A 21,729-nucleotide genomic window follows, 5' to 3' on the forward strand; every position below is an offset into this window, starting at 1 on the left:
CGGCTCGTGCGCGAGCTCACGGGTGACGGTGTCACGCGCGACGCCCTCGCAGCCGCAGCGCCGGCACCACTCATCGGGCTCCACGACTCGGCATGCCAGGACCGCGCGATCCGGCTCGAGCCGCTGCCCGATGACTTCGAGGCCGAGCTCGTCCAGGCGTGCGAACGTGGTCAGGTCAGGGCGAGCGAAGGTAGCGTCAGACACGTCGAGGTCTTCCCGATGGGTTGGCGTAGGAACCCCCATCATCGGAAGACCTCGACCCCTACCCGGCCCCCGACACGCCACTTCGCGCTGGGCGCCCGGCCGACACCGCCTCTACACCCTCATTCCGGAAGAGCCGCCAAGGTCGACGCCCACGTGCTGGGCATCGTGCTCAACAAGGCGCAGCGCAAGGAGCGCGACCGCTACGCCTACGAGTACTACAGCAGCGAGGACCCCACTCTCACCGGTTCGCGCGTCTCTACGGCGCGTTCAAGCCGCCGTGCGTCCGCTCCGCAGCCGACACACGCCAAGCGCTCCACGTGGCCCGGGGAGCGGCTCTCGGCATCGCGCCGCTGACCTACCAGCTCTGCCCTGAGTCGGTGGACACGTAGACCTCGTTGTCCACCCACAGCCAGACGGTGTCCGCGACGCCAGAGACCGCAAGAGAGCCGGCCTCGGCCGGGGCACACGACGGCTCCTCCAGCGCGTCACCGTCAGTCTCGAGAGCAGCCACCGCGATGCCGTCCTCGCAGGCCTCGTGCGACCCGGCAAGCACGTAGCCGTCGTCTGCGACGCCGATCGCTGCTGCACTGATGTCTGGCACTTCGTTTTCCCAGGACGCGCCACCGTCGGCCGTCAGGGCGAGTGTGCCGTCGGTGCACAGCACCGCGGCGCTGGCGGCGTCGAGAGCCGCGAGCTCGACGGGCTCGCACGGTGCGCTCAGCTGTCCCGCAGGGGTCGCCATGATCGACCTGTCCGACGGCGCGATGTACCAGGAGCCCTCGAGGTACTGGTCGTTGGTGAGCCAGCTCGAGCCGCCGCTGGACGACGAGACGTAGGTGGGATCGCAGTCGTCCCCTCCGCCGATCGCGAAGAGGGTCTGCGGGCCGAGGACCCGTAGCCGACTCACCGGCGCGAGGTCGACTGACAGCGCCTCCCAGGTGGCTCCACCGTCCGTGGTCCGCTCGAGGGCCGCCGAATCCTCGCACTGACCCTTCTCCACCCGCCAGGCCGTCGTCGCGTCCGCATTGACGATCAGACGCTCTGCCGGCGCCGCCTGCGCCCTCTCCCCAGCTTCCGTCGGGAGCTCTGCGGGCTCCTGCTTCTCTGGCGCCGCAGTCGCCGTCTCCGTGGCCGTCGGCCGATAGGAGGTAGCACGCTCCTCAGCGACGGGAGCGGGCCGCAGGACGAGCAGGCCGACGAGGACGACGTTGAGAACGATCAACGCTCCCAGTCCGGCGACGGACCAGGAGCGGCGATGACGAGACGGCACGAGTTCCACCTTAGGAAGCAGGACGGAGTATCAAGGGGCGGCGGGCGGCCAGCAGCCGGTCAGGGGCCGAGGAAGATCTGGGAGCAGAGCATCTTCTGCCCGTCGGGCACACAGCCGATCCCGGTCTCGGTGAGGTCCGGGTCGACGATGTTGGCACGGTGACCGGGCGAGCCGAGCCACGCCTCCACCACGTCCATCGGCACCGCGGCGCTGTTGACGAGGTTTTCGGCAGCCGTCGTCAGCGGCTCACAGGCATCGATGACCGGCGTCAGCGGCGCGTGGACGAGCTTCTCCTCCCCCTTGAGCGCGGTCGCGCGCTCAAGGGCGGCTTCACGGGCACATGGGGAGGCCTGAAGCTCTTCAAGACCCTCCTCGGCTCGGGTCTCGTTCGTCAGCTCGACGAGCTCGCTGGCGTAGGAGTCCGGATCGACGCTGGTCGGCGCCTCGGGCGGCTCCTCCCCCGGCGGTGCACTGCATCCGCTCAGCAGCACGATGAGCACGCCCGCCGCCGCAAGAAACCGCCCAGCGCACAGTCCGCGTCCGACCAGCATCATCGCGTACACCTCCAAGACGCCCGAAGGGCCCCTGCGATTGCTCGCAGGGGCCCTCCGAAGACGGTCGTGACGTTGGGGCGTCAGGCAGTGACCTTGCCGCGACGGGCGAGGAAGAGAGCCGCACCGCCGACCAGCAGCAGCACGACGCCGCCGATGATGAGCGGGGTGGCGGTCGCACCGGTCTCGGGGAGCGTCGGGCCGGCAGCACCGTCGGTGTCGCCACCGGCAGCGCCGTCGTTGTCGTCGCCGTCGTCCGTGGTCGTGCCACCGTCGCCGACGACGACCTGGAAGGTCTCGATGACGTCACCGTCGTTGTCGGTGGCGACGATGCTGAAGACCGCCTCCTCCGTGAGGGTGACGCTGAAGACGGCGGCGCCGTCAACGGCGGTCTTCGTCAGGGACTTGGTGCCGGCGATCTGGATGTCGTCGTCGTCCACGGCGTCCGAGGAGACCGTGAGGGTCACGTCGGTGCCGGAGGGCGCCTCGACGGTGACCGTGAAGGCCTCGCCGGGAGCCGGGTTGGTCGTGGAAATCTCAGCGTCGAAGTCGTCCTCGGAGTAACCGAAGGCGGCGGACGGGGCGAGAACGAGCAGTGCGGCCGCGAGCAGGCCAGCAAATGCGCGTCGGATCATGGTCTATCCCCCAATTGGGTCGTCAGGACCGTGTCGGTAGATCGGTCGGGTACAGATTATCGGCTAGTGTCGACATGTCAACGTAGACGAGACATACCTCTCACTTCCGGGTCCTGGCGTCATCCGCAGGACCGCGTCACCAGTGAAGCCTGGGCCGGTGGTGATGTCGAACTGGGTGGTGACGGAATCTCCCGGGCTGAGATTGACCCGCCGTCCGACGACCACCTGCTGGTCGTGCACCTGCGGGAAGGCGCCGACGGCCTCGGTGTCGGGATCACGGACGTCGGTGATGCGCCCGCCCGTCGGCGCGTAGACGAAGAGGTTGGACCGCATGTCGCCCTTGTCGACGACGCGCCCGTTGCCGGCCAGCGAGTCCGGCAGGTCGGCGGCACCGTCCGGGACGTCGGAGGTGAGAGTGACGGAGACGGTGAGGTCCTGATTGCCGTTGGCATGGCACTGCTGCGCCTCGACCTCCACCTCCATCCGCTGGTAGTAGGCGATCTTCGCGGCGCTCAGGTCATTGACGTAGACCCCGACGACGGGAGCACCGTGGCCGTCGTCCCCGCGCAGCTCGCCGCTCAACGTGGTGCCGCTCAGGAGCTCCTGCTCCTGGTCGTGCGCCGACCACACGAGGAGACGGCCCTCGTCCGCGGCCTGCACGAGCGAGGCCACCGTGGCGGCCGGTGCGGCCTCTCCGTCCATCACGGCGGAGAAGATCTCCGCCGCGGCAACCTCGAAGAACGCGTCCTGGTCCCCGGTGTCCTCGATGTACCGATACACGCCGTTGAGCATGATGTCGGCAGCGTTGTCCGCGTTCAGCTGGGCGTCACCGTCGAACATCTCCGACGGGACACCGAGGGCAGCGAGCACATCGTCATCCAGACCGATCGGCCCGGTGGCCTCGAGAAGCCCGCCGAGGGCGACAGGGTCGAGGGAGAGCACGCCGTCGACCTCTCCGCCCACACCCTCGCTCCACATCGCCCGGATGATCTCGGCGCTGCGTGGGAAGTCCGGTGTGGCGGTGACGTTGCCCGGGTACCGGGCGAGCTGCGTCCCGAAGAGCGCGATCTCCGTCTCCGTCAGCTCGACCGCACCATCGCCGAAGTACCCGACCTCCCCTGCCGAACGCTGCTCGACCAGCTCGACCGCGCCGTCGTCGGCCCGCAGCAGGAGGAAGGCGCCGGTGAGTCCACCGGTGGAGCGGGGCTCGGCGTTGTTCTGCACCATGAAGATGTAGTCGCGGGGCTCGTCGGCGCCGAGCATCGGCGGGATGAGCTGGACCGCGCGCGACGCCGTGGCGGTGAGCCCGGCAAGCTCGCCCACCTGCCCCTTGAGGCTGTCGATCTGGTCGCCGAGCGTTCCCACCAGGTCGCTCGAGTCAACAGTGTCGAGACGGTCCCGTCCCGCGAGGACCGCCTCGTTGGCGGCGACGACGCGCGGCGCGACCTCGGCGAAGGGCGCGAGGTCGATCCGGCCGTCCTGCGGCGCGAGGCGCGCAGGGTCGACGGCGTCCGTCGCTGCCACGAGGTCCGGCAACGCGTCGGCCGCAAGGTCATCGACCACAACGGTGGCCGTGCGAACGGCCTCGACGTTGGGACCGACCCACGGGAGCTTCGCCGCGACGGCCCAGTGCGGACCGGCCACGGCGTCCCGAGCGGCGCTCGTGTGCTCACGCAGCTCGGCCGCTGTGCCGTCGGCTGCGTCGGTCTGCCCGCTCAGCGCCTGCTCGCGCAGCTCGGACACCTGCGGCATCGCCGCCCGCATCTCGGTGACCGCGGTCCGGCCCTGGAGCGCGAAGAGGACAAGGAGGGCGATGAGCCCGAGAAGGACGGCGACGATGACGACCGTCAGTACCGTGCGGCCCCGGCGCTTCTTCTGGCGACGACGACGCGACGGGCCGCCGTCGCTGGCGCTGGCGGTACCTGCACGCGCGCCGGGGCGTGAGTCAGGGGTGGCGGAACCGCCGTCGTCGTCAAGCCAGCTGGGGAAGTTGTCCGTCACTGGACCATCACATCACGGCCCGACAGGTGACGACCTCCTCCCCTAGTGCTATCCCGTCAGCGAGCGGAAGCTGCGCGTCTGCCAGGCGGCGTAGGACTCGTCCGCCTCCACCAGCGCCTTGCGGCCGACCCGGGCGATCGGCGTGAGGTGGGCGATGAGCGGCTCACAGTCCGGTCCACGTCCCCGCACCTGCCCCGAGACCAGCCACGGCTCGATGCCGCTGTAGGCGAGATGGGAGTGGCGGATGAGCTGGCGGGCGATCCACGTGCGTGAGCCGGCGCCCCACCACGGCTCGGGGCACAGCGGCCAGGCGGGGACACCGGGCAGCAGGTAGCCGCTCTCGCGTTCGCGGCGGGTGCTCATGTCCGAGTCGTCCGGGGTGTAGCTGAAGCGGAGATAGACGTCATCGTGGGTGGCGCAGACGCCGACCACCTCACCGAGCGAGTCGAGGACCGGCAGCTCGTGGCCGCCCGGCTGCACCTCGGCGAAGTCGGTGTCACCGCCCGACGGGTTGAACAGAGTCATCACTGCCCCCTTGCACCGTTGCTCCGGTCGCCGGGATGTGGCAGCCGGTCAGAGCAATCCTCCTCCTGAGCACATGGACGCGCCATCGGGCGAAGGGATGATGTCGGTAGGCTCGGCCCTACTGGCGACGGAAAGGGATGACCATGGCGGCATACCGATCGGGTGAGGACTTCACGCTTCTCATCGTCTGCACGGGCAACATCTGCCGCTCCCCCGCCATCGAACGCCTCTTCCGATCCGCCTTCGCCGCTGACAGCGGGATCTCGGTGCACAGCGCGGGCACCGGCGCGCTCGTCGGCGAGCCGATCCAGCCGCCCATGGTCGCGCTGCTCGACCAGGCCGGCGTGTCCGCGGACGGCTTCGCCGCGCGGCGCGTCACCGAGCCGATGGTCGCCGGTGCTGACCTCGTGCTCACCGCGACGCGCCAGCACCGCGCCGACGTCGTCGACCACGTGCCCGCGGCGGTGCGGCGGACGTTCACGCTGCGAGAGTTTGCTCGGCTGGCCGCTGCCGTCGAGCCTGCTGAGCTCGACGCCGCCGCCGGGCCCGGTACGCGGCCGGCCGAGCGCCTCGCCGCGCTCGTGCCGCTCGCGGCGCGCGAGCGGGCACAGGTCCCGGCCGAGCTCGACGACGTCGTCGACCCGTACCGGCGGTCGGACGAGGTTTACCAGGAGTCCTTCGAGCAGCTGATCGAGGCGGTGCGCGTCATCGCGCGAGTGGTGCTGGGGGTCGGGGCGACCGCCTGACGCGACTGCTCGATCGTCGTCGTCGGGGTGGCGGCTCGCTGCGCGACCTGCTGATCCGCGTCCTCGATGTCCCCCCGTTGAGGGCCCGCCGTCAGCCGCCGACACGCAGCTGCCGCTGCAGCCCGGCGATGAGCATGTCGAGGCCCTTGTCGAGCTCGGTGGCGCCGTCGTAGGTGGTGAGCTCGGAGGCGAGCGCGCGCACGTGGGGGAACTCGCGCGGGGGGAGGCGGTTGAGGCCCAGCCGGAGCAGGGCGTCGCTCTCCTCGGGGTCGGCGATCACCTCCTGCAGCTCCGTGAGGACATGGCCGTTGAGGAGACCGACGAAGGCCCGGTAGACGTGCAAGGCGTCGTCCGGTGAGAAGCCGTCGTCGATGAGCAGACCGAGCAGCGTCTCCAGCGGGCGCAGCGTGCCGAGCGGGCGCAGCCCCAGCGGCGTGGCGAGCGGCCGGGTGACCAGGAGCGGCACCATGCGCGGGTGGGCGACCGCGAGCGCGCGGAAGCCGTGCGCCATCCGCCGCAGCTCAGCGGTCCACTCGTCCGCGACGGGCGCGCTCACCAGCTCGTCCATGACGCTCTCGACCAGGTCGTCGAGCAGCGCGTCGCGGCTCTCCGCGTAGCGGTACAGCGCCATCGCGGTGCAGCCCAGCTCACGCGCGAGCCCGCGCATCGTCAGCGCCTCGACCCCGTCGGCGTCGACGATCTCGAGCGCCGTCGCGAGGACGCGCTCACGGCTCAACGGCTCGCGCCGGCTCCTCCGGGCTTCTCCGCGGGCTTTGTCGGCCGCGGGTCGCTCTGACGTGGGCACTGAGTTCCTTCCGTGCAGCGGGCGCGAACACGTTCCTGCTCCCGCTTGCGTAGATCTACAGCGTAGACTTACGGTGTCGATGTACGCAAACATCCCTGGATTCGGCCTGCGATCTTCTCCCGGTGCGGGTGTCCATATCTAGACCCCTCCGACGAGGACGTCCCCGTCTCGTCGGGAGAGAAGAGGCCACCATGGCTGCCCACTCCCAGCTCCCCCAGCCCGCAGCGGGCACCGTGACGCTCCACGTGTCACCGGACCGCGTCCGCCTCATCCTTCGTGGCGAGCTCGACATGCTCATGAAGACCGAGCTGCTCGACGCCGTCCACGAGGTCGTGCTGCACGACGTGCCCGTGGAGGTCGACGTCCGTGACGTCACCTTCATGGACTCCTCTGTGCTCGCCGCCCTGAGCCGGCTCATCCAGGTCTCCAAGGAGCGACCGGTCTTCATCAGCCCGCCCCCCGTGGTGCGCTTCCTCCTCGACGTCACCCGCATCGGCGAGCTCGTCGACATCGTGGGCACGGACGGGGAGCCCCTCGAGCCGTCCACGGCCGAGCAGGGCTCAACGGGTCTCCCCGTGCGCGAGCACGCACCCGGCGACTGACGGCACCGACCGCCACGCGCCCCCGGCGCTAGCTGCCGAGGACGGCGGACTCCTTGCCGTCCTCCACCGCGTACGTCCCGGACGCGAAGGGCACCGGCCGCAGCACCCGGTAGACGAGCCCGCCGTCGAGCACCTCGGTCTCGACGGCGTCGAAGCCGCTCGGGGCCGCGCCGTCGTGGAAGAGCCGCTTGCCCGTCCCGAGGACCACCGGGAACTCGATGACCCGGTACTCGTCGACGAGCCCCTCTTTGTGCAGCGTCTGGATCAGCTGCCACGACCCGTGGACCTGGAGCTCCTCCCCCGGGCGCTCCTTGAGGGCGCGGACCGAGGCGGCGACGTCGTCGGCGATGACGCTCGCGGTGTTCTCCCACGCGGGCGTGGTGAGCGTGGTGGACACGACGTGCTTCGGGCACCCGTTGAGCCGGGCGGCGACGACGTCGGCCGGGTCGGTCACCTGCGGCCAGTAGCCCGCCATGGTCTCGTAGGTCGCGCGGCCGAAGAGCACCTCGCTGGTCCGCTCGAACCAGCCGTCGACGACGCGACCGAAGCCCTCGCCGGCCAGGGGGACCACCCAGCCGCCGCGGTCGAAGCCGCCGCTGGTGTCCTCCTCCGGGCCGCCGGGGCCCTGCATGACGCCGTCGAGGGAGACGAAGGTGTGAACAATGAGCTGCATGCCGGGGTCCTCCTGGTTCGGGTGTCCTGTCGCAGGTGTGGACCGTTGGCGCGGGGAGAACTCATCGGGCTAGCTGGTGGGCGTCGTCCCGCCACTCCCGGGGTGCTGCGTCACTAGGCTTCACACCATGAAGGTCGAGCTGGGCTACGACATGCTGGGCAACCGGCTGCGCCGCATCGGCGAGGTGCGGATCGACTACGACATGGCCGGCAACCGGCCGTCGCGGCTGGGCCACCTCGAGCTCGACTACGACATGGCGGGCAACCGTCTGCGCCAGGTCGGGGCGGAGCGGATCGAGTACGACCAGCTCGGCAACCGGCCCGTGTGGTTCGGCGCCCACGCCCTCACGTACGACACGCTCGGCAACCGGCTCCGCAGCATCGGTGACGTCGGTATCGACTACGACCGCGCCGGCAGCCGGGTGCGCAGGATCGGCCCCCTCGCCGTCGACTACGACCGGCTCGGCTCACGGCCCCGGTACCTCACGGCCGACGGCGACGGGCCGCTGGACGAACGAATGTGCGTGCTGGTGTTCCTCGTGCTCGTCGCGTTCGCCCCCGCGTCCTGAGAGGCGGCCGGGGCGCACGATCCGCGGCAACTCGCCGCACGCTCGGGCCGTGCGCCGCCGCCGAGCACGACGACGGCGCACGGCGTGCGTCTCAGCGCCCCACCGGGACCGGCAGCGAGGGTGCGCTGCGGGCGGTGCGGCCGAGGGCCACGACGATCGTCGTCCCGACGGCCACGTGCATCGCGACGAGCACGGCGCCCGCGGCCACCGTGGTCGCCTGGACGATCGGACCGGCGAGCGAGAGGACGAGCGCCGCCAGGGCAACCGTCATCCACACCTTCCGGGCCCGGACGCCGGTCCGCTCGAGCAGGGCCAGCAGGCCCCATCCCGCGAGCGCGGCGAGGACGCCCGCGAGGGCGACGGCCGGTGCGCCGACGACGATCTCGCCGTCCCCGGTGCGAGCGGCCAGCTCGACGCCCAGCACGGGCACGGCGATGAGCCACACCGCCAGCCCGGCCCCGGCGGCGCCGGCGACTGCCGCTCCACGCCGTGAGCGGGTCCGCGTTGGTGACAGGTCCATGGTTCCTCCTCCAGTTCGGGTGACCCCACGCTCCCGCCGCCCCGCGCCCGCGGTCATCGGCCACCCGTCCACGCCCGGTAGCCACTCGGACCTGGCCGGTCGACCTTCGGCGGTTCCGCCCCGCCCGCGGCCTCCGTACGCTCGGTGGATGTCGCCCGACCCGCGCACCCTGCCCGTGCGGACGTGGCGCCCGTCCGGCTGGGCGGTCGGCGCCACGACCGGTGCGATGGTCGTGCTGAGCGCGTGGACGCTGGTCGGCGAGCGCAGCTCCCCCGGCAGCCACGCGGCCCCGCTGGCCCTCGACATCGCCGTCGGCCTGGCCGCCGTGGCGCTCGTCCCCGCCCTGTTCCGGCGCCCCGTGCCCGCCGCCGTCGCCGTCGCCGTGCTGGCCGCCCTCGCGCCGACGGCGACCCCTGCGTCCACCGCCGCCACCTACGTCGTCGGCCGCTCCCGTCGCCTCGCCACCGCCGTCGTCGTCGCCGTCGTCGGTTCCGCGGCGCACGTGGTGAGCGGGCTGTGGCGGCCGGTGCACGGGCTGGCCCTCGGGTGGTGGGTGGTGCTCGTGCTGGCGGCCCACGCCGCCCTGCTCGCCGTGGGCGCGCTGGCGCAGGCCCGCAGCGCGCTGCTCGCCGGCCTGACCGAGCGGGCCAGGACCGCCGAGGCGGACCGTGACCGGCACGTCGCCGAGGCGGTCGCCGCCGAGCGGACGCGAATCGCCAGGGAGATGCACGACGTCCTCGCGCACCGGCTCTCCCTCCTCGCCACCTACGCCGGCGCGCTGGAGTACCGGCCGGACGCGTCGCCGGAACGGCTGGCCCAGGCCGCGGGAGTCGTGCGGTCCGGCGTCCACCAGGCGCTGGAGGAGCTGCGCGACGTCGTCGGCGTGCTGCGCGACGACCCCGGGGACGGCGTGCCGCCACCGTCACCGGACCTCGACCAGCTGGACGGCCTCGTCCGTGAGGCACGGGCCGCCGGCGGTCACGTCGACGTCGTCGTCGACCTCGACGGCGACCCGCCCGGGATGCTCGGGCGGACGGTCTACCGCCTCGTGCAGGAGGGACTGACCAACGCCCGCAAGCACGCGCCCGCGGAGCCCGTGCGGGTGCGGGTCACCGGCCGTCCGGGCGCGGGGGTCGAGGTCACCGTGACGAACCCGCTGCGACCGGTGCGGGCCGACGTCCCCGGGTCCGGGACCGGACTCGTCGGGCTCACCGAGCGCGTGCGGATCGTCGGCGGCCGGCTCGAGCACGGCCCCGACAGCGCGGAGTTCCGCCTGTCCGCGTGGCTACCATGGCCGCCGTGAGAGTCCGGGTCCTCGTCGTCGACGACGACGCACTCGTCCGGTCCGCCCTCGTCATGATGCTCGACGGCGCGCACGACATCGCCGTCGTCGCCGAGGCCGCGGACGGTGCGGAGGTGCCCGCGGCGCTGGACCGCCACGCCGTCGACGTCGTCCTCATGGACCTGCGCATGCCGCGGGTCGACGGCGTCACGGCCACCGCCCGCCTGCGTGCCCGCCCCGGCGCGCCCGAGGTGCTCGTCCTCACGACGTTCGACACCGACGAGGAGATCCTCGGGGCGCTGCGCGCCGGCGCCTGCGGCTACCTCCTCAAGGACACCCCGCCGCCGCGGATCGCCGAGGCGGTCCGCCGGGCCGCGGCCGGGGAGGCGACGCTCTCGCCCGCGGTCACCCGGCGGCTGATGGAGCACGCCGTCGACCGCGCCGACGTGGCCGCCGACGCCCGCACGCGCCTCGCCGCACTGACCGACCGGGAACGGGACGTCGTCGCCGCCGTCGGACGCGGACTGACCAACGCGGAGATCGCCGCGGAGCTCTACGTCTCGGTCGCCACCGTCAAGGCGCAGGTCTCCCACGTGCTCGCCACGCTCGACGTCGGCAACCGCACCCAGGTCGCGCTTCTCGCCCACGAGGCGGGGCTCGTCTGACGGCCCGGCAGGGGTGTGTCCAACGCCGCACGAAAGAGGGCCTTTCGACCCCTTATCCGGCGGACCGGCCGCGCGTATATATGAGGTGTAGCCCCCACTCTCCCCGGAGCCCCACCGTGACCGCAGCACCCCTCCTCCACGAGACCCAGCTCGCCACCCAGGACCACGCCGAGCGCCTCCTCTCGGCCCTGCACCGCGACGACGTCGCCCGCCACCTCCTCGGCGACCAGGCCGCCCCCACACCGCGCCAGGTCGCGAGCACGCTCCGTGCGCTCGCCGACTTCCCGCTGTGCCTCCGCATCCTTCCCCAGAGCAGCCGCCGGCACCGCGCCGGCGACAAGGTCAGCGGGCTCGCGCTGTACCTGGAGGGCTTCGCCGACCACCTGGCCCACCACGAGGTGCGCACGCCCTACGACCCGCGCTACTGGATCCTCGGCGAGCCGGTCACCCTGCGGCTGCTGCGGCTGGTGTCGGCGGGCACGGCCCTCGACGGCCCCCGCCCCACCGCGCAGCAGAGCGCCGCGACCCTCCTCGCGCTGGCCGACACCCAGGCCATGGAGCTGCCGCGCCGCATGGTGGAGGTCGCCGGTGACGGTGACCTGCCGTGGAACGGGGCCACCGGCATCGGCCAGTTCTTCCGGGAGCTCGCCGACCTCGTCGGCTGAGACGTCGGACGGGTGGTGCGACGTCGTCGTCACCTGTGACGCGTGTCCGCACCAAAGTGGGCGACGCGCCGCGTGACACGCCGACGCGCCAACGCTGCTGCCTTGACGCCGGCGACGTCGGATCAGATCAGAGACACGCCACAACGGCGCGGACCGGGCAGGGGGTCCGCGCCGTCGGTCTGAGGTGGCTCAGGCGTCGGTGGTGCGACCGGAGAGCTTGTCACGCAGACGGTCGATGAAGCCGACGCCGGGACCGAGCGTCTTGTGGAAGAGCTCGGAGTGCGGGGCGCTGGGGTGCGGGCGGGTGGGTGCGGCCCTCATCGCCGTCTCCACCTTCTCGCGCAGCTCGACGAGCTCCTCCCGGGGGATGTGCTGGCGGAGCTTGGGGAACTGGTCGGTCTCCTCGTCGTTCGCGTGGTGCTTGAGCATCCCGTGCATCTCGCGGATCTCCTGCAGGAACCGGGGGTCCTCCGAGTCGAGGTCCTCGATGCGCTTCATGACGTCGACGAGCTCGTCGTGCTCCTTCTTGTCGTGCTCGACCTCCTCCTTGCCGTTCGGCACGTGCTTCTCCACCGCCGGGTAGACGTGCATCTCCTCGGCGACGGCGTGCCGCATGACCTCCGCGATGAGCGTGTCGGCGAGGTCGCGGCGCTCCTTCAGGTCGGCGGTCTCCTGGATCGTCTCGAGCAGCGCGACCATCAGCGCGTGGTCGTTGGTGAGGAAGTCGACGACGTCCTGCTCGGCGGTACCGGGGGTCTGGCTCATGGAACTGCCCTCCTGTGTGTGCGTCCTTGCCTCTTCGCAGGGTAGGTCGGGGCCGACGGGCGGGCACCTCGGGGCGGCCGCGCCCGCATCGCCGCTACGCGGACCGGGCCGCACGCATCTCCAGGTAGTGCGGGTTGTGCATGATCCCCAGGACGTTGCCGAACGGGTCGACGAAGGATGCCGTGACGAACCCGGCCGACCTCGGCGTGACCGGCTCGTACTCGACGGCGCCCATCGCGAGCAGCCGCTCCGCGGTCCCGGGCAGGTCGTCGACGTGCCAGAACATCACCGCGCCGCCGGGCGGGTTGGCAGCACCCGGCGGGGCGAAGCGACGGTCGATGAGTCCGAGCTCGTCCTCGTCGTCCCCGACCCGGAACTCGATGTACGCGGGCTCCTCCGGTGCTGCCGGGTAGGCGAAGTACGGCTCCACGCCGAGCAGCTCGGCGTACCACGCGCGCGCTGCGGCGAGGTCGTCGGCGTAGAGGCTGACAGTGGCGAATCCACGGAACATGGTCACTCCCTGAGCGAGCCGGGCGGGCGGTCCGCCGCGGTGGAACCACAGTGCTCCCCCAAAGCGCTCACCCACTGAGCAGTTTGTGCGCGAGAATTCGATGTCATGCGAGCCGACCGGCTGGTGGCCACCCTCCTGCTCCTCCAGGCCAGGGGCCGCGTCACGGCCGCGGAGGTCGCCGCCGAGCTTGACGTCTCGGTCGCCACTGCCCGGCGGGACCTCGAGGCGCTGTCAACGGCGGGGGTCCCCGTGTACTCCCAGGTGGGCCGCGGCGGGGGCTGGTCCCTGGTGGGCGGTGCCCGGACCGACCTCACCGGCCTGACCGCTCCGGAGGCACGCGCCCTGTTCCTCCTGGCGGGGCAGTCGGTCTCCCCGGCGGTCCGTTCCGCGCTGCGCAAGCTCACGCAGGCACTCCCCGATCCCTTCCGGGCCGATGCGGTGGCCGCCGCCGGCGCCGTCACCGCCGACCTCAGCCGGTGGGGTGAGGCCGGCCGCGAGCGGCCCGCGGTGGCCCACGTGCTCGAGGACGCCGTCGTCGCCCGTCGCAAGGTCTCCCTCGGCTACGAGAACCGCGCTCACGTCCTCACCACGCGTCTGGTGGACCCGTGGGGACTCGTCGACAAGGACGGGGTCTGGTACCTCGTCGCCGGCACCGAGCACGGGCGCCGGACCTTCCGGGTGGACCGGGTGACGGAGGCGACCGTGACCGGTCTCGCGGCCAGCCGGCCGGCGGACCTCGAGCTGTCCCGGGAGTGGGACCGGGTGGTCGAGGAGGTGGAGCAGCGCAGGTCGGGTGTGTCCGCGACGGTGCTTCTCGCGCCACGTCTCGTCCCGGTGGTGCGCTCCCAGTTCGGGCGCCACTGCGAGGTGCTCGAGGACGCCGACGACGGACGGGCCCGGCTGCGCGTCTCCGCCCACCTTGCCCTCTCGATCGCCGAGCGGCTCGCGGGCTGGGGCGCCGCCGTCGAGGTGGTCGAGCCGGAGCCGGTGCGCGCGGAGCTCGCCCGGCTGGGCGCCGAGCTGGTGGAGCGCTACGGCCCCTGACGCGTCCCGGCCGCGGGGGGCTCAGGTGCGGTCGCGACGGCGGTAACGGCTCACCACGACGCCGGACGACAGCGGCCACGTCTCGGCGAGCACGAACGCCGACGGCGTGAACCCGGCCGTGAAGAGCCGCTTGCCCGTGCCGAGCACCAGGCGATAGACCGCGAGGCGGTACTCGTCGACGAGGTCGTGCTCCCCGAGCGTGCGGACCAGCTCGGTGCTCCCCCAGACGCGCACCTCCCGGCCGGGCTGCTCCCGGATCCGCCGGACGTCGGCGGCGAGGTCCGGCCCCAGGAGGTGGGAGTTCACCCAGCTCAGCTCGGTGAGGGTGCGTGAGGCCACGTACTTCGGCACCCGGTTGTACCGCCGCGTGAGCTCGCCGGTGAAGCCGGCTGCGCTCTCGTCCCACACGCCCCACGAGCCCGCGAAGATCTCGTAGGTCCGGCGTCCGAGGAGCAGCGCGTCCGTCCTCGACTCCCACTGCGCCACGAGGTCGCCGTAGTCGTCGCCGCCGTGCTCGGCGTCGTAGTCGGCCGCCCACCCGCCGTGCGGGAACCCGCCGTCGTCGTCCTCGTGCGGCCCGCCGCCGCGCTGCACCACGCCGTCGAGGGTCACGTACGCCTGCACCACGATCTCGCTCGTGCCGGTGCCGACCGGCGACGACGGCGGAGGTCGTCGGGGCGGCCCCCGATCGGGCCGGCACTGCGGGTCTCCTACACGGCGTCGCCGACGGCGCCGAGCCACGGGTCCAGCCCGTCCCCCTCGCCCGTCCACGTCCCGAGCCCGCCGACCAGCTCGACGTCGGTGAGCAGGACCTCCTCGAAGGCGTCGACGACGCGGCGCGGCTCGCCGCCCACGCCGGTGACGACGAGGTGCGTGCGCGGCTCGCCGTCCCACGCCCCGATCCGGCCGATGCTCACATCACCGACCGCCCCGTCCCACGCGCACGCGAGCCGGGGCCGGCTCGCGACCCAGAAGTGTCCCTTGCTACGCACGGCGGTCCCGCCCAGCTCCTCGGCCCGCTCCATGAGCCGGTCGGGGTGGACCGGGCGCCAGGAGCTGAGGTCGACCGTCCAGACGTCCTCGGCCGGGTCCGCGCCGGTGGCCGAGACGGTCAGCAGGTCACCGCGCCTGGGGTCCGGGCGTGCGTCGAGGAGCCGGTCGGCGGGGACCGCGTACCAGGGGGCGAGCCGGTCCGGCCCCGCGAGGTGGGCGACCAGCGCCTGGGCCCGCTCGTCGCCGTCGCCCGAGACGAGGACGACGTCGGCCGTCTCGAGCTGGCCGACGACGACCTCCCCGATCGTGCGGTCGTCCTCCGGCGCCGCCCCCAGCCCACGGTCCGCGAGCCGGTCACCGCTCGTGAGGTCCTCGAGGAGCGCGTCGAGGTCTACGACGGTCGCGACTCCCGCCGGCACCGCGCCCGGGACCTTCCGCAGCGCGTGGAGGACCGGGACGGCCTCGATCGCCGTCGGCAGCGCGAGGACGACCGCCGCGGGGCGCTGGGCGACCAGCTCCTCGAGCGTCGGCAGGATGTCCTCCCGTGTGGCGCAGGACGCACAGGCGTGCTCGAGCCGCCGTTCCGTGTCGGACCGCACCCCGGACGCGTCGTAGACCACCCGGCGCAGGACGCCCGTGCGGACGTCGATGTCGTGCTGAAGGACGACGGCGCCGGGGATGTCGCAGAGCAGTGCGCCCGCGGCGGACCCCCGGAGCACCTCGTCGGTGGTGCACAGCGTGATGACGGGGACCTCGCTCACTGGTCCGCGCCCCGCTGCCCGTACCGGCGGCGGAAGCGCTCGACGCGCCCCTCGCTGTCGAGCACGCGCGCGCGTCCGGTCCAGAAGGGGTGGCTGGCGGAGGAGATGTCGACGTCGTGGACCGGGTAGGTCCGGCCGTCCTCCCACTCGACGGTCTGCGTCGGGCGCAGCGTGGAGCGGGTGAGGAAGGCGACGCCGGCTCCGGCGTCACGGAAGACGACCGGGCCGTACTCGGGGTGGATTCCGGACTTCACGAAGGACCTCCTGCTACGGTTGTTGAGATTGGTTCTCATTATCGTACAGGAGGTCCCCCACATGTCGGCCCACTGCCAGGTCACCGGGAAGGCGCCGAGCTTCGGCCGGCGCGTCTCCCACTCTCACCGGCGGACGTCGCGCCGCTTCACCCCCAACATCCAGTCCCGGCGCTACTGGGTGCCCTCGCTCGGGCGCACCGTCCGCCTCCGCGTGTCCACCACCGGCATCACGATCATCGACAAGCGCGGGATCGACGCCGTCGTCGCCGACGTGCTCGCCCGCGGGGTGACGATCTGATGGCCGGCAAGCGCACGGACCTGCGCCCCGTCATCAGGCTCCGGTCGACGGCAGGGACGGGCTACACCTACGTCACCCGCAAGAACCGCCGGAACGACCCCGACCGCCTGACCATGCGGAAGTTCGACCCCGTGGTTCGACGCCACGTCGACTTCCGGGAGGAGCGCTGATGGCCAAGAAGTCGAAGATCGCCAGGGATGCGCAGCGCCGCGAGGTCGTCGCCCGCTACGCCGAGCGCCGCGAGGCGCTCAAGCGCGCCGCGGTCAACCCGAACCTGCCCGACGACGAGCGTCGCGCGGCCATCCGGGCACTGCACAAGCTCCCCCGCGACGCGAGCCCCACACGCCTGCGCAACCGCGACGTCGGTGACGGGCGGCCGCGCGGACACCTGCGCACGTTCGGCATCTCGCGCATCCGGTTCCGCGACATGGCACTGCGCGGCGAGCTGCCCGGCGTGCGCAAGTCGAGCTGGTAGCCCGCCCACCCGACCAGGAGGTCTCTCTCATGAAGGTTCGTTCGTCCCTCAAGTCGCTCGCCCAGCAGCCTGGCGCGCAGGTGGTCCGCCGGCGCGGGCGCATCTACGTCGTCAACAAGCAGAACCCGCGCCTCAAGGGTCGCCAGAAGGGCTGACCCCGTCGAGCAGCACCCGCGACGACGAGCACTGATCGTTCCCGGCGCGGGGGAGGTGCGGCCACGGCCGCTCCTCCCCCGTTGCTGTGCGCCGGGGCCACGGGACCGTCGACCGGGACAACGCCCCGCGCGCCCGGCAGGCCGTCGCTGGCGTCCATCGCTCACGCAGTTGACACCGCCGCTGTACAGGTATGAACATGTCCATATGCCCCGCCCTCCAGTCGCGTCGACGCGCCGCGAGCACATCGTGCACACGCTGAGTGAACGCATCAGTGCCGGTGAGCTCCGCACCGGACAGCGTCTCGGCAGCGAGAGCGCCATCGCCGCCGAGTTCGGTGTCTCCCGCGGCACCGTCCGGCAGGCGCTCCAGGACCTCCAGCGGCTCGAGCTCATCGCCACCCGGGCGGGCGTCGGCTCCTTCGTCACCTTCGACGGCCAGCCGCTGGACGCCGACGCCGGCTGGGCGCGTGCGCTCACCGCCGCCGGCGCCGAGGTCACCACCGAGATCCTCGCCATCACCCTCGAGCAGCCCGCCGCGCGCCCGCCCGAGCTGGCGGGCCGGGACGTCGTCGTCGTCAGCCGCCGCCGCCTGCTCGCTGGCCGGCCCGTCTCCTACGAGCGCGCGACCATCCCGGCGACCGGACAGCTGCGTGACCTGCCGACGACAGGGCTGGTCGACGACTCCCTCACCGCCACGCTCCGCGCCGCGGGCCTCGCGCCCGGCCACGGCACCCAGGACGTGCGGGTGACGGCCACGAGCCCGGAGGTCGCCGCCGTCCTCGAGCACGAGCCCGGCACCCCCTTCCTCCACACCACACGCACCTCGTACACCAGGAGCGGTGAGCTCGTCGAACACGTCGAGTCCTACCTCGACCCCGCCCACTTCAGCCTCCACCTGACCTTCGGGGAGCCCGCATGACCGACGTCCAGGACCGCGCTCTCGGCGCGCTGACCGGCCTCGCGCTCGGCGACGCCCTCGGCATGCCGACGCAGTCGATGTCCCGGGAGCGGATCGGGCGCGAGCTCGGGCCGATCACCGGGCTCGTCGCAGGACCGCCCGACCAGCCGATCGCCCCCGGCATGCCCGCCGGGTCGATCACCGACGACACCGAGCAGGCGCTGCTCGTCGCGCGACTCCTCGTCGACGGTGATGGTCGGGTCGACGCGCGAGAATTCGCCGACGCCCTCATGGCCTGGGAGCAGCGCATGCGCGACAAGGGCTCCCTCGACCTCCTCGGCCCGTCGACCTCGGCCGCGATCGCCGCCATCGCCGCCGGCGGCGACCCGGCCGAGGCGGGCTCGGGCGGGACGACCAACGGCGCCGCCATGCGGGTCACGCCGGTCGGCGTCGCGGTCTCCTCGAGCGACCCCGACGCGCTCCTCGAGGCCGTGCACGACCTCAGCTTCGTCACGCACAACACCGGGCTGGGGCTCTCCGCCGCCGCGACCGTCGCCGGAGCCGTGTCCGCCGGCATCGACGGCGCGGGTCTCCTCGAGGCCATCGGCTTCGGCCTGGCGCTGGGTCGCCGCGCGGAGCGTCTCGGCCGCTGGGTCGCCGGTGCGTCGATCCCGGCACGGGCCGAGTGGGCGCTGCGCCAGGCACGGACGATGACGACGGCGGAGCTCGCCGACTTCCTCAGCGACGTCGTCGGCACCTCGGTCCAGTCCCAGGAGTCCGTCGTCAGCGCCCTCCTCATCACCCAGCACTTCCGGCACGAGCCCTTCGACGGGCTGTGCTTCGCGGCGAGCATCGGCGGGGACACCGACACCATCGCCGCGATGGCCGGTGCCATGCTCGGCGCCCGCTTCGGCGACGCCGTGTTCCCCGCCGCCGCCGTGCAGACCGTCGTCGACGTCTCCGGCATCGATCTCACCCGGACCGCCACCGAGCTCCTCGAGCTCCGCGGCGCCCAGGTTCACGCCGTCGCCCCCTGACGGCCCCGAGTCCCCTCACCTCATCCAACGAAGGGTGCACCATGCCCACGCAGCCCGCCGCACAGCCGACAGCGACCGAGCAGGCGCAGGACGTGATCCTGTCCAAGTACGAGCAGCGCGGCATCGAACCGGTCCCACCGTCGGAGCAGCAGGGCAACCCGCTCGAGCTGTTCTGGGTGTGGTTCGCCGCCAACCTCTCGATCCTCGGCATCCCGCTCGGCGTCACGCTCGTGGCGCTGGGGCTCAACATCTGGCAGGCGCTCGTCGCCGCCGTCGTCGGGGCGTTCGGCTCCTTCGCGATCGTCGGCGTCATCTCCATCGCCGGACGGCGCGGTGGCGCCCCGAGCCTCACCCTCTCCCGGGCGATCTTCGGGGTGCGCGGGAACGTCGGCCCCACCCTCGTCTCGCTGGGGTCCCGGCTGGGCTGGGAGACGGTGAACACGACGACCGGCGCCTTCGCGCTGCTCTCGCTCTTCGCGCTGCTGTTCGGCACCAACCCCGACGCCAAGCAGGTCCCCGTCCTCGCACTCGTGTGCATCGCGATCTTCGTCGCGTGCACCGTCGCGGTCTCAGGCATGGGCCACGCCTTCCTCGTCACCGTCCAGAAGTGGGCGACGTGGATCTTCGGGGCGCTGAACATCTTCGTCGCCGCCTACCTCGTCACCACGGTGGACTGGACCATGGTGGCCTCGGCCCCCGCCGGCCCGGTCTCCGCGGTGGTCATCGGCATCGGCACCATCGCGGCAGGCACGGGGATCGGCTGGGCGAACGCCGGCGCGGACATGGCGCGCTACCAGTCGGCGCGCGCGAAGGCAGGCTCGCTCGTGCTGTCCGCCTCCGCGGGCGCGGGCATCCCGCTCGTCATCATCATCGGTCTCGGCGCCGTCCTCGGCGCCGGTGACAGCGGCCTGGCGAGCGCGGGGGACCCCGTCGCGGCGGTGCGTGGCGTGCTGCCGGCCTGGGTCGCGATCCCCTACCTCGTCACCGCCTTCGGTGGATTGCTGCTGTCCAACCACCTCTCGGTGTACTCCGCCGGGCTCACCACCCTCACGCTCGGCATCCGGATCAAGCGTGTCAACGCCGTCATCCTCGACGTCGTCGTCACCACCCTCGGTGCCATCTACTTCATGCTCATCTCGGAGAGCTTCTACGGCCCGTTCATCACGTTCATCTCGCTGCTCGCGGTCCCCATCACCGCGTGGGTGGGTGTCTTCGTCGTCGACATGCTCGGCCGGCGCAGCTACGACCCGGACTCGCTCATGGACCTCACCCGCACCTCGGGCTACTGGTTCCGCGGCGGCTTCGAGTGGCGCTCCACGGTGGCATGGGCCGTGGCGATCGTCGCGGGCTTCCTCTTCACCACCGCGCGGGTCAGCGAGAACGAGGTGTGGTTCACCGGCGCGCTCGCCGACACCTGGATCGGGTCCAACGGCCTCGCCTGGGTGGCCACGCTCGTGCTCTCCGCCGGTCTCTACGCCGTGCTCGGCGGCGCCCGCGCCGGTCGCCGCGACCCCTCGGTCACGGCACGATGACCGGCCGCGTCGTCCACACCGGTCAGGCGATCGTCGACGTCGTCATGCGGGTCGCCTCCATCCCGGCACCCGGGTCCGACGTCTTCGCCAGCGACTCCGCCCTCCTCGTGGGCGGCGGGTTCAACGTCATGGCCGCCGCCCGCCGCGAGGGGGCGCCCGTGGTCTACGCCGGCGGTCACGGCACCGGACCGCTCGGTGACCTCGTCCGTGCCTCGCTGCGGGCGGAGGGCGTGGAGGTGCTCCTGCCCGCGCACCCCGGGCTCGACACCGGCTTCTGCGTCGCGCTCACCGACGACGACGCCGAGCGCACCTTCGTCTCGACCGTCGGTGCCGAGGGGCACGTGCCCGTCGACGCGCTCGACGACGTCGTCGTCACCGCCGGCGACGTCGTCTACGTCAGCGGCTACTCCCTCCTTCACCCGGACAACGCCGCGATGCTGGCTCGGGCCCTGCCGCGCCTGGCCGGCGACGTCGAGGTCGTCGTCGACGCGTCGCCCGTCATCGGAGACGTCCCTGAGGCGGCGCTGCGGACGCTGCTCGAGACGGCCACGGTGTGGACCGTCAACGAGCGGGAGGTCCGGATCCTCGGTGAGCGGGTCCTCGGTGAACTCCCTGCCGGGGCCGCTCCCCAGGAGATCGGGGCACAGCTGGCCGAGCGGCTGGACACGGTGGTGCTCGTCCGCGTCGGTCCTGGCGGCTGCTGGGTGGCGCGCCGCGGCCAGCTCGCGATGCTCGTGCCCGGCATCGCCGTCACCGCCGTCGACACGAACGGTGCCGGGGACGCCCACACCGGCGTGCTGTGCGCCGGCCTCTGCGCCGGCACGCCGCTGGAGGAGGCCGTCACCAGGGCCAACGTCGCCGCGGGCATCGCGGTGACCCGCCCCGGCCCGGCGACGTCACCGACCGCCGCGGAGATCACCGCGCGGCTGGCGCGGTGACCTCCGCACAGCCTGGGTAGAACCCGACAGGGCCCGTAGCCGTGGTCGGCTACGGGCCCTGTCGCAGTGACGTGTCAGACGAGCTTGGCGGCGGCCCGCACCTCCTTGGCGACGGGCGCCGGGCCGACCGGGCGGCGGACACCGAGGGTGTCGGTGCCGTTGCCGTCCCAGTCACCCACCTGCACCTCGTCACCGGCGCGACCGAAGGTCACGACGGTGTCCGGGGCCCCGCCACGCAGCGCGTTGTTCACGTGGTAGGTGGCGCCGCGGCGCACCGTGAAGGTGTCCCGACCGTCGCCGTCCCAGTCACCGGCGAGGGTGACATCGGCGGGCCGGCCGTAGGTGAACGCCGTGTC

The 21,729-nt window shown here is 72.5% G+C and carries 29 protein-coding genes and 2 pseudogenes; 16 read left to right on the forward strand and 15 right to left on the reverse strand.

The features are described 5' to 3' along the window. Positions 1-204, reverse strand: a pseudogene (locus DSZ44_RS17515) (ISL3 family transposase); the annotation flags it as partial. Positions 205-357: 153 nt separating this feature from the next. On the opposite strand from DSZ44_RS17515, the gene DSZ44_RS17520 reads away from it, so the two are divergent. Further along, positions 358-558, forward strand: a complete 201-nt coding sequence (locus DSZ44_RS17520; RefSeq protein WP_110853920.1) for a hypothetical protein — start codon at positions 358-360, stop codon at positions 556-558. 1 nt (position 559) lies between these two features. Here DSZ44_RS17520 and DSZ44_RS17525 read toward each other — a convergent pair whose 3' ends face one another. From DSZ44_RS17525 to DSZ44_RS17545, 5 genes are all read right to left on the reverse strand, one after another. Further along, positions 560-1,474, reverse strand: coding sequence for a hypothetical protein (locus DSZ44_RS17525; RefSeq protein WP_146237605.1), 915 nt, complete (start codon positions 1,472-1,474; stop codon positions 560-562). Between the two features lie 59 nt (positions 1,475-1,533). Continuing rightward, entirely contained in the window at positions 1,534-2,028 is a 495-nt protein-coding gene (locus DSZ44_RS17530) for a CAP domain-containing protein (protein ID WP_110853922.1), read from the reverse strand. 80 nt (positions 2,029-2,108) lie between these two features. Further along, positions 2,109-2,660: an LPXTG cell wall anchor domain-containing protein gene (locus DSZ44_RS17535; RefSeq protein ID WP_110853923.1), complete on the reverse strand. Its 552-nt coding sequence runs from the start codon at positions 2,658-2,660 to the stop codon at positions 2,109-2,111. A 63-nt stretch (positions 2,661-2,723) separates the two neighbouring features. Next, positions 2,724-4,661: a DUF4012 domain-containing protein gene (locus DSZ44_RS17540; RefSeq protein ID WP_110853924.1), complete on the reverse strand. Its 1,938-nt coding sequence runs from the start codon at positions 4,659-4,661 to the stop codon at positions 2,724-2,726. Positions 4,662-4,709: 48 nt separating this feature from the next. After that, entirely contained in the window at positions 4,710-5,186 is a 477-nt protein-coding gene (locus tag DSZ44_RS17545) for a DUF6098 family protein (RefSeq protein WP_110853925.1), read from the reverse strand. Positions 5,187-5,329: 143 nt separating this feature from the next. Here DSZ44_RS17545 and DSZ44_RS17550 point away from each other — a divergent pair, with 143 nt between their 5' ends. Beyond that, positions 5,330-5,932, forward strand: coding sequence for an arsenate reductase/protein-tyrosine-phosphatase family protein (locus DSZ44_RS17550; protein ID WP_258369706.1), 603 nt, complete (start codon positions 5,330-5,332; stop codon positions 5,930-5,932). A 91-nt stretch (positions 5,933-6,023) separates the two neighbouring features. Here DSZ44_RS17550 and DSZ44_RS17555 read toward each other — a convergent pair whose 3' ends face one another. Then, positions 6,024-6,737, reverse strand: a complete 714-nt coding sequence (locus tag DSZ44_RS17555; protein ID WP_502530296.1) for a TetR family transcriptional regulator — start codon at positions 6,735-6,737, stop codon at positions 6,024-6,026. Between the two features lie 191 nt (positions 6,738-6,928). Between DSZ44_RS17555 and DSZ44_RS17560 the strand changes: the two genes are divergently transcribed. After that, entirely contained in the window at positions 6,929-7,339 is a 411-nt protein-coding gene (locus DSZ44_RS17560) for an STAS domain-containing protein (RefSeq protein WP_110853928.1), read from the forward strand. 28 nt (positions 7,340-7,367) lie between these two features. Here the strand turns inward: DSZ44_RS17560 and DSZ44_RS17565 are convergent, their stop codons facing one another. After that, entirely contained in the window at positions 7,368-8,012 is a 645-nt protein-coding gene (locus DSZ44_RS17565; RefSeq protein ID WP_110853929.1) for a dihydrofolate reductase family protein, read from the reverse strand. A gap of 127 nt (positions 8,013-8,139) precedes the next feature. Here DSZ44_RS17565 and DSZ44_RS17570 point away from each other — a divergent pair, with 127 nt between their 5' ends. Next, positions 8,140-8,580, forward strand: a complete 441-nt coding sequence (locus DSZ44_RS17570) for a hypothetical protein (protein WP_110853930.1) — start codon at positions 8,140-8,142, stop codon at positions 8,578-8,580. Positions 8,581-8,671: 91 nt separating this feature from the next. Here DSZ44_RS17570 and DSZ44_RS17575 read toward each other — a convergent pair whose 3' ends face one another. Next, complete coding sequence (locus DSZ44_RS17575) at positions 8,672-9,100, reverse strand: DUF6069 family protein (RefSeq protein ID WP_110853931.1); 429 nt, start codon at positions 9,098-9,100, stop codon at positions 8,672-8,674. A gap of 148 nt (positions 9,101-9,248) precedes the next feature. On the opposite strand from DSZ44_RS17575, the gene DSZ44_RS17580 reads away from it, so the two are divergent. From DSZ44_RS17580 to DSZ44_RS17590, 3 genes are all read left to right on the forward strand, one after another. Next, positions 9,249-10,403, forward strand: a complete 1,155-nt coding sequence (locus tag DSZ44_RS17580) for a sensor histidine kinase (protein ID WP_220035260.1) — start codon at positions 9,249-9,251, stop codon at positions 10,401-10,403. Beyond that, the gene (locus DSZ44_RS17585) at positions 10,391-11,047 is read left to right on the forward strand and encodes a response regulator (protein ID WP_110853932.1); all 657 of its coding nucleotides are present in this window, start codon (positions 10,391-10,393) and stop codon (positions 11,045-11,047) included. Before DSZ44_RS17580 ends, DSZ44_RS17585 begins: the two co-directional genes overlap by 13 nt. A 116-nt stretch (positions 11,048-11,163) precedes the next feature. Next, positions 11,164-11,712, forward strand: a complete 549-nt coding sequence (locus DSZ44_RS17590; RefSeq protein WP_110853933.1) for a hypothetical protein — start codon at positions 11,164-11,166, stop codon at positions 11,710-11,712. 189 nt (positions 11,713-11,901) lie between these two features. On the opposite strand, the gene DSZ44_RS17595 is transcribed toward DSZ44_RS17590, so the two are convergent. Together DSZ44_RS17595 and DSZ44_RS17600 are read right to left on the reverse strand one after the other, a co-directional pair. Further along, on the reverse strand, positions 11,902-12,477 hold the full coding sequence (locus DSZ44_RS17595; protein WP_110853934.1) for a hemerythrin domain-containing protein: 576 nt from the start codon (positions 12,475-12,477) through the stop codon (positions 11,902-11,904). Between the two features lie 94 nt (positions 12,478-12,571). Beyond that, positions 12,572-12,988 (reverse strand): VOC family protein, encoded by a 417-nt coding sequence (locus DSZ44_RS17600; RefSeq protein WP_110853935.1) that lies wholly within the window; start codon positions 12,986-12,988, stop codon positions 12,572-12,574. A 105-nt stretch (positions 12,989-13,093) separates the two neighbouring features. Between DSZ44_RS17600 and DSZ44_RS17605 the strand changes: the two genes are divergently transcribed. Further along, on the forward strand, positions 13,094-14,032 hold the full coding sequence (locus DSZ44_RS17605) for a helix-turn-helix transcriptional regulator (RefSeq protein ID WP_110853936.1): 939 nt from the start codon (positions 13,094-13,096) through the stop codon (positions 14,030-14,032). A gap of 21 nt (positions 14,033-14,053) precedes the next feature. Here DSZ44_RS17605 and DSZ44_RS17610 read toward each other — a convergent pair whose 3' ends face one another. The 3 genes from DSZ44_RS17610 to DSZ44_RS17620 form a co-directional block, all read right to left on the reverse strand. Next, on the reverse strand, positions 14,054-14,659 hold the full coding sequence (locus tag DSZ44_RS17610) for a dihydrofolate reductase family protein (protein WP_181424712.1): 606 nt from the start codon (positions 14,657-14,659) through the stop codon (positions 14,054-14,056). An 83-nt stretch (positions 14,660-14,742) separates the two neighbouring features. Continuing rightward, positions 14,743-15,786 carry a GTP-binding protein gene (locus tag DSZ44_RS17615; RefSeq protein ID WP_110853938.1) on the reverse strand — a complete coding sequence of 348 codons (1,044 nt, stop codon included), beginning with the start codon at positions 15,784-15,786 and terminating at the stop codon, positions 14,743-14,745. Then, positions 15,783-16,040, reverse strand: a complete 258-nt coding sequence (locus tag DSZ44_RS17620; protein WP_110853939.1) for a type B 50S ribosomal protein L31 — start codon at positions 16,038-16,040, stop codon at positions 15,783-15,785. The genes DSZ44_RS17615 and DSZ44_RS17620 overlap by 4 nt, the downstream gene beginning before the upstream one ends. 61 nt (positions 16,041-16,101) lie before the next feature. Between DSZ44_RS17620 and rpmB the strand changes: the two genes are divergently transcribed. From rpmB to DSZ44_RS17660, 8 genes are all read left to right on the forward strand, one after another. Continuing rightward, positions 16,102-16,338: a 50S ribosomal protein L28 gene (gene rpmB / locus DSZ44_RS17625; protein ID WP_110853940.1), complete on the forward strand. Its 237-nt coding sequence runs from the start codon at positions 16,102-16,104 to the stop codon at positions 16,336-16,338. Continuing rightward, positions 16,338-16,508, forward strand: coding sequence for a 50S ribosomal protein L33 (gene rpmG, locus DSZ44_RS17630; protein ID WP_110853941.1), 171 nt, complete (start codon positions 16,338-16,340; stop codon positions 16,506-16,508). The genes rpmB and rpmG overlap by 1 nt, the downstream gene beginning before the upstream one ends. Continuing rightward, complete coding sequence (rpsN, locus tag DSZ44_RS17635) at positions 16,508-16,813, forward strand: 30S ribosomal protein S14 (protein ID WP_110853942.1); 306 nt, start codon at positions 16,508-16,510, stop codon at positions 16,811-16,813. The genes rpmG and rpsN overlap by 1 nt, the downstream gene beginning before the upstream one ends. A gap of 29 nt (positions 16,814-16,842) precedes the next feature. After that, positions 16,843-16,968 (forward strand): type B 50S ribosomal protein L36, encoded by a 126-nt coding sequence (gene ykgO, locus DSZ44_RS17640; protein ID WP_110853943.1) that lies wholly within the window; start codon positions 16,843-16,845, stop codon positions 16,966-16,968. 205 nt (positions 16,969-17,173) lie between these two features. Then, positions 17,174-17,887 (forward strand): GntR family transcriptional regulator, encoded by a 714-nt coding sequence (locus DSZ44_RS17645; protein WP_110853944.1) that lies wholly within the window; start codon positions 17,174-17,176, stop codon positions 17,885-17,887. Further along, a complete protein-coding gene (locus DSZ44_RS17650; RefSeq protein ID WP_110853945.1) occupies positions 17,884-18,903 on the forward strand; it encodes an ADP-ribosylglycohydrolase family protein in 1,020 nt (339 codons plus the stop codon). The genes DSZ44_RS17645 and DSZ44_RS17650 overlap by 4 nt, the downstream gene beginning before the upstream one ends. Positions 18,904-18,944: 41 nt before the next feature. Next, on the forward strand, positions 18,945-20,435 hold the full coding sequence (locus tag DSZ44_RS17655) for a purine-cytosine permease family protein (RefSeq protein WP_110853946.1): 1,491 nt from the start codon (positions 18,945-18,947) through the stop codon (positions 20,433-20,435). Next, on the forward strand, positions 20,432-21,373 hold the full coding sequence (locus DSZ44_RS17660) for a PfkB family carbohydrate kinase (RefSeq protein WP_110853947.1): 942 nt from the start codon (positions 20,432-20,434) through the stop codon (positions 21,371-21,373). Before DSZ44_RS17655 ends, DSZ44_RS17660 begins: the two co-directional genes overlap by 4 nt. 74 nt (positions 21,374-21,447) lie before the next feature. Here the strand turns inward: DSZ44_RS17660 and DSZ44_RS18480 are convergent. After that, positions 21,448-21,729: pseudogene (locus DSZ44_RS18480) on the reverse strand (hypothetical protein); the annotation flags it as partial.

The sequence above is a fragment of the Georgenia satyanarayanai genome, assembly GCF_900116375.1.
Taxonomy (GTDB): domain Bacteria; phylum Actinomycetota; class Actinomycetes; order Actinomycetales; family Actinomycetaceae; genus Oceanitalea; species Oceanitalea nanhaiensis.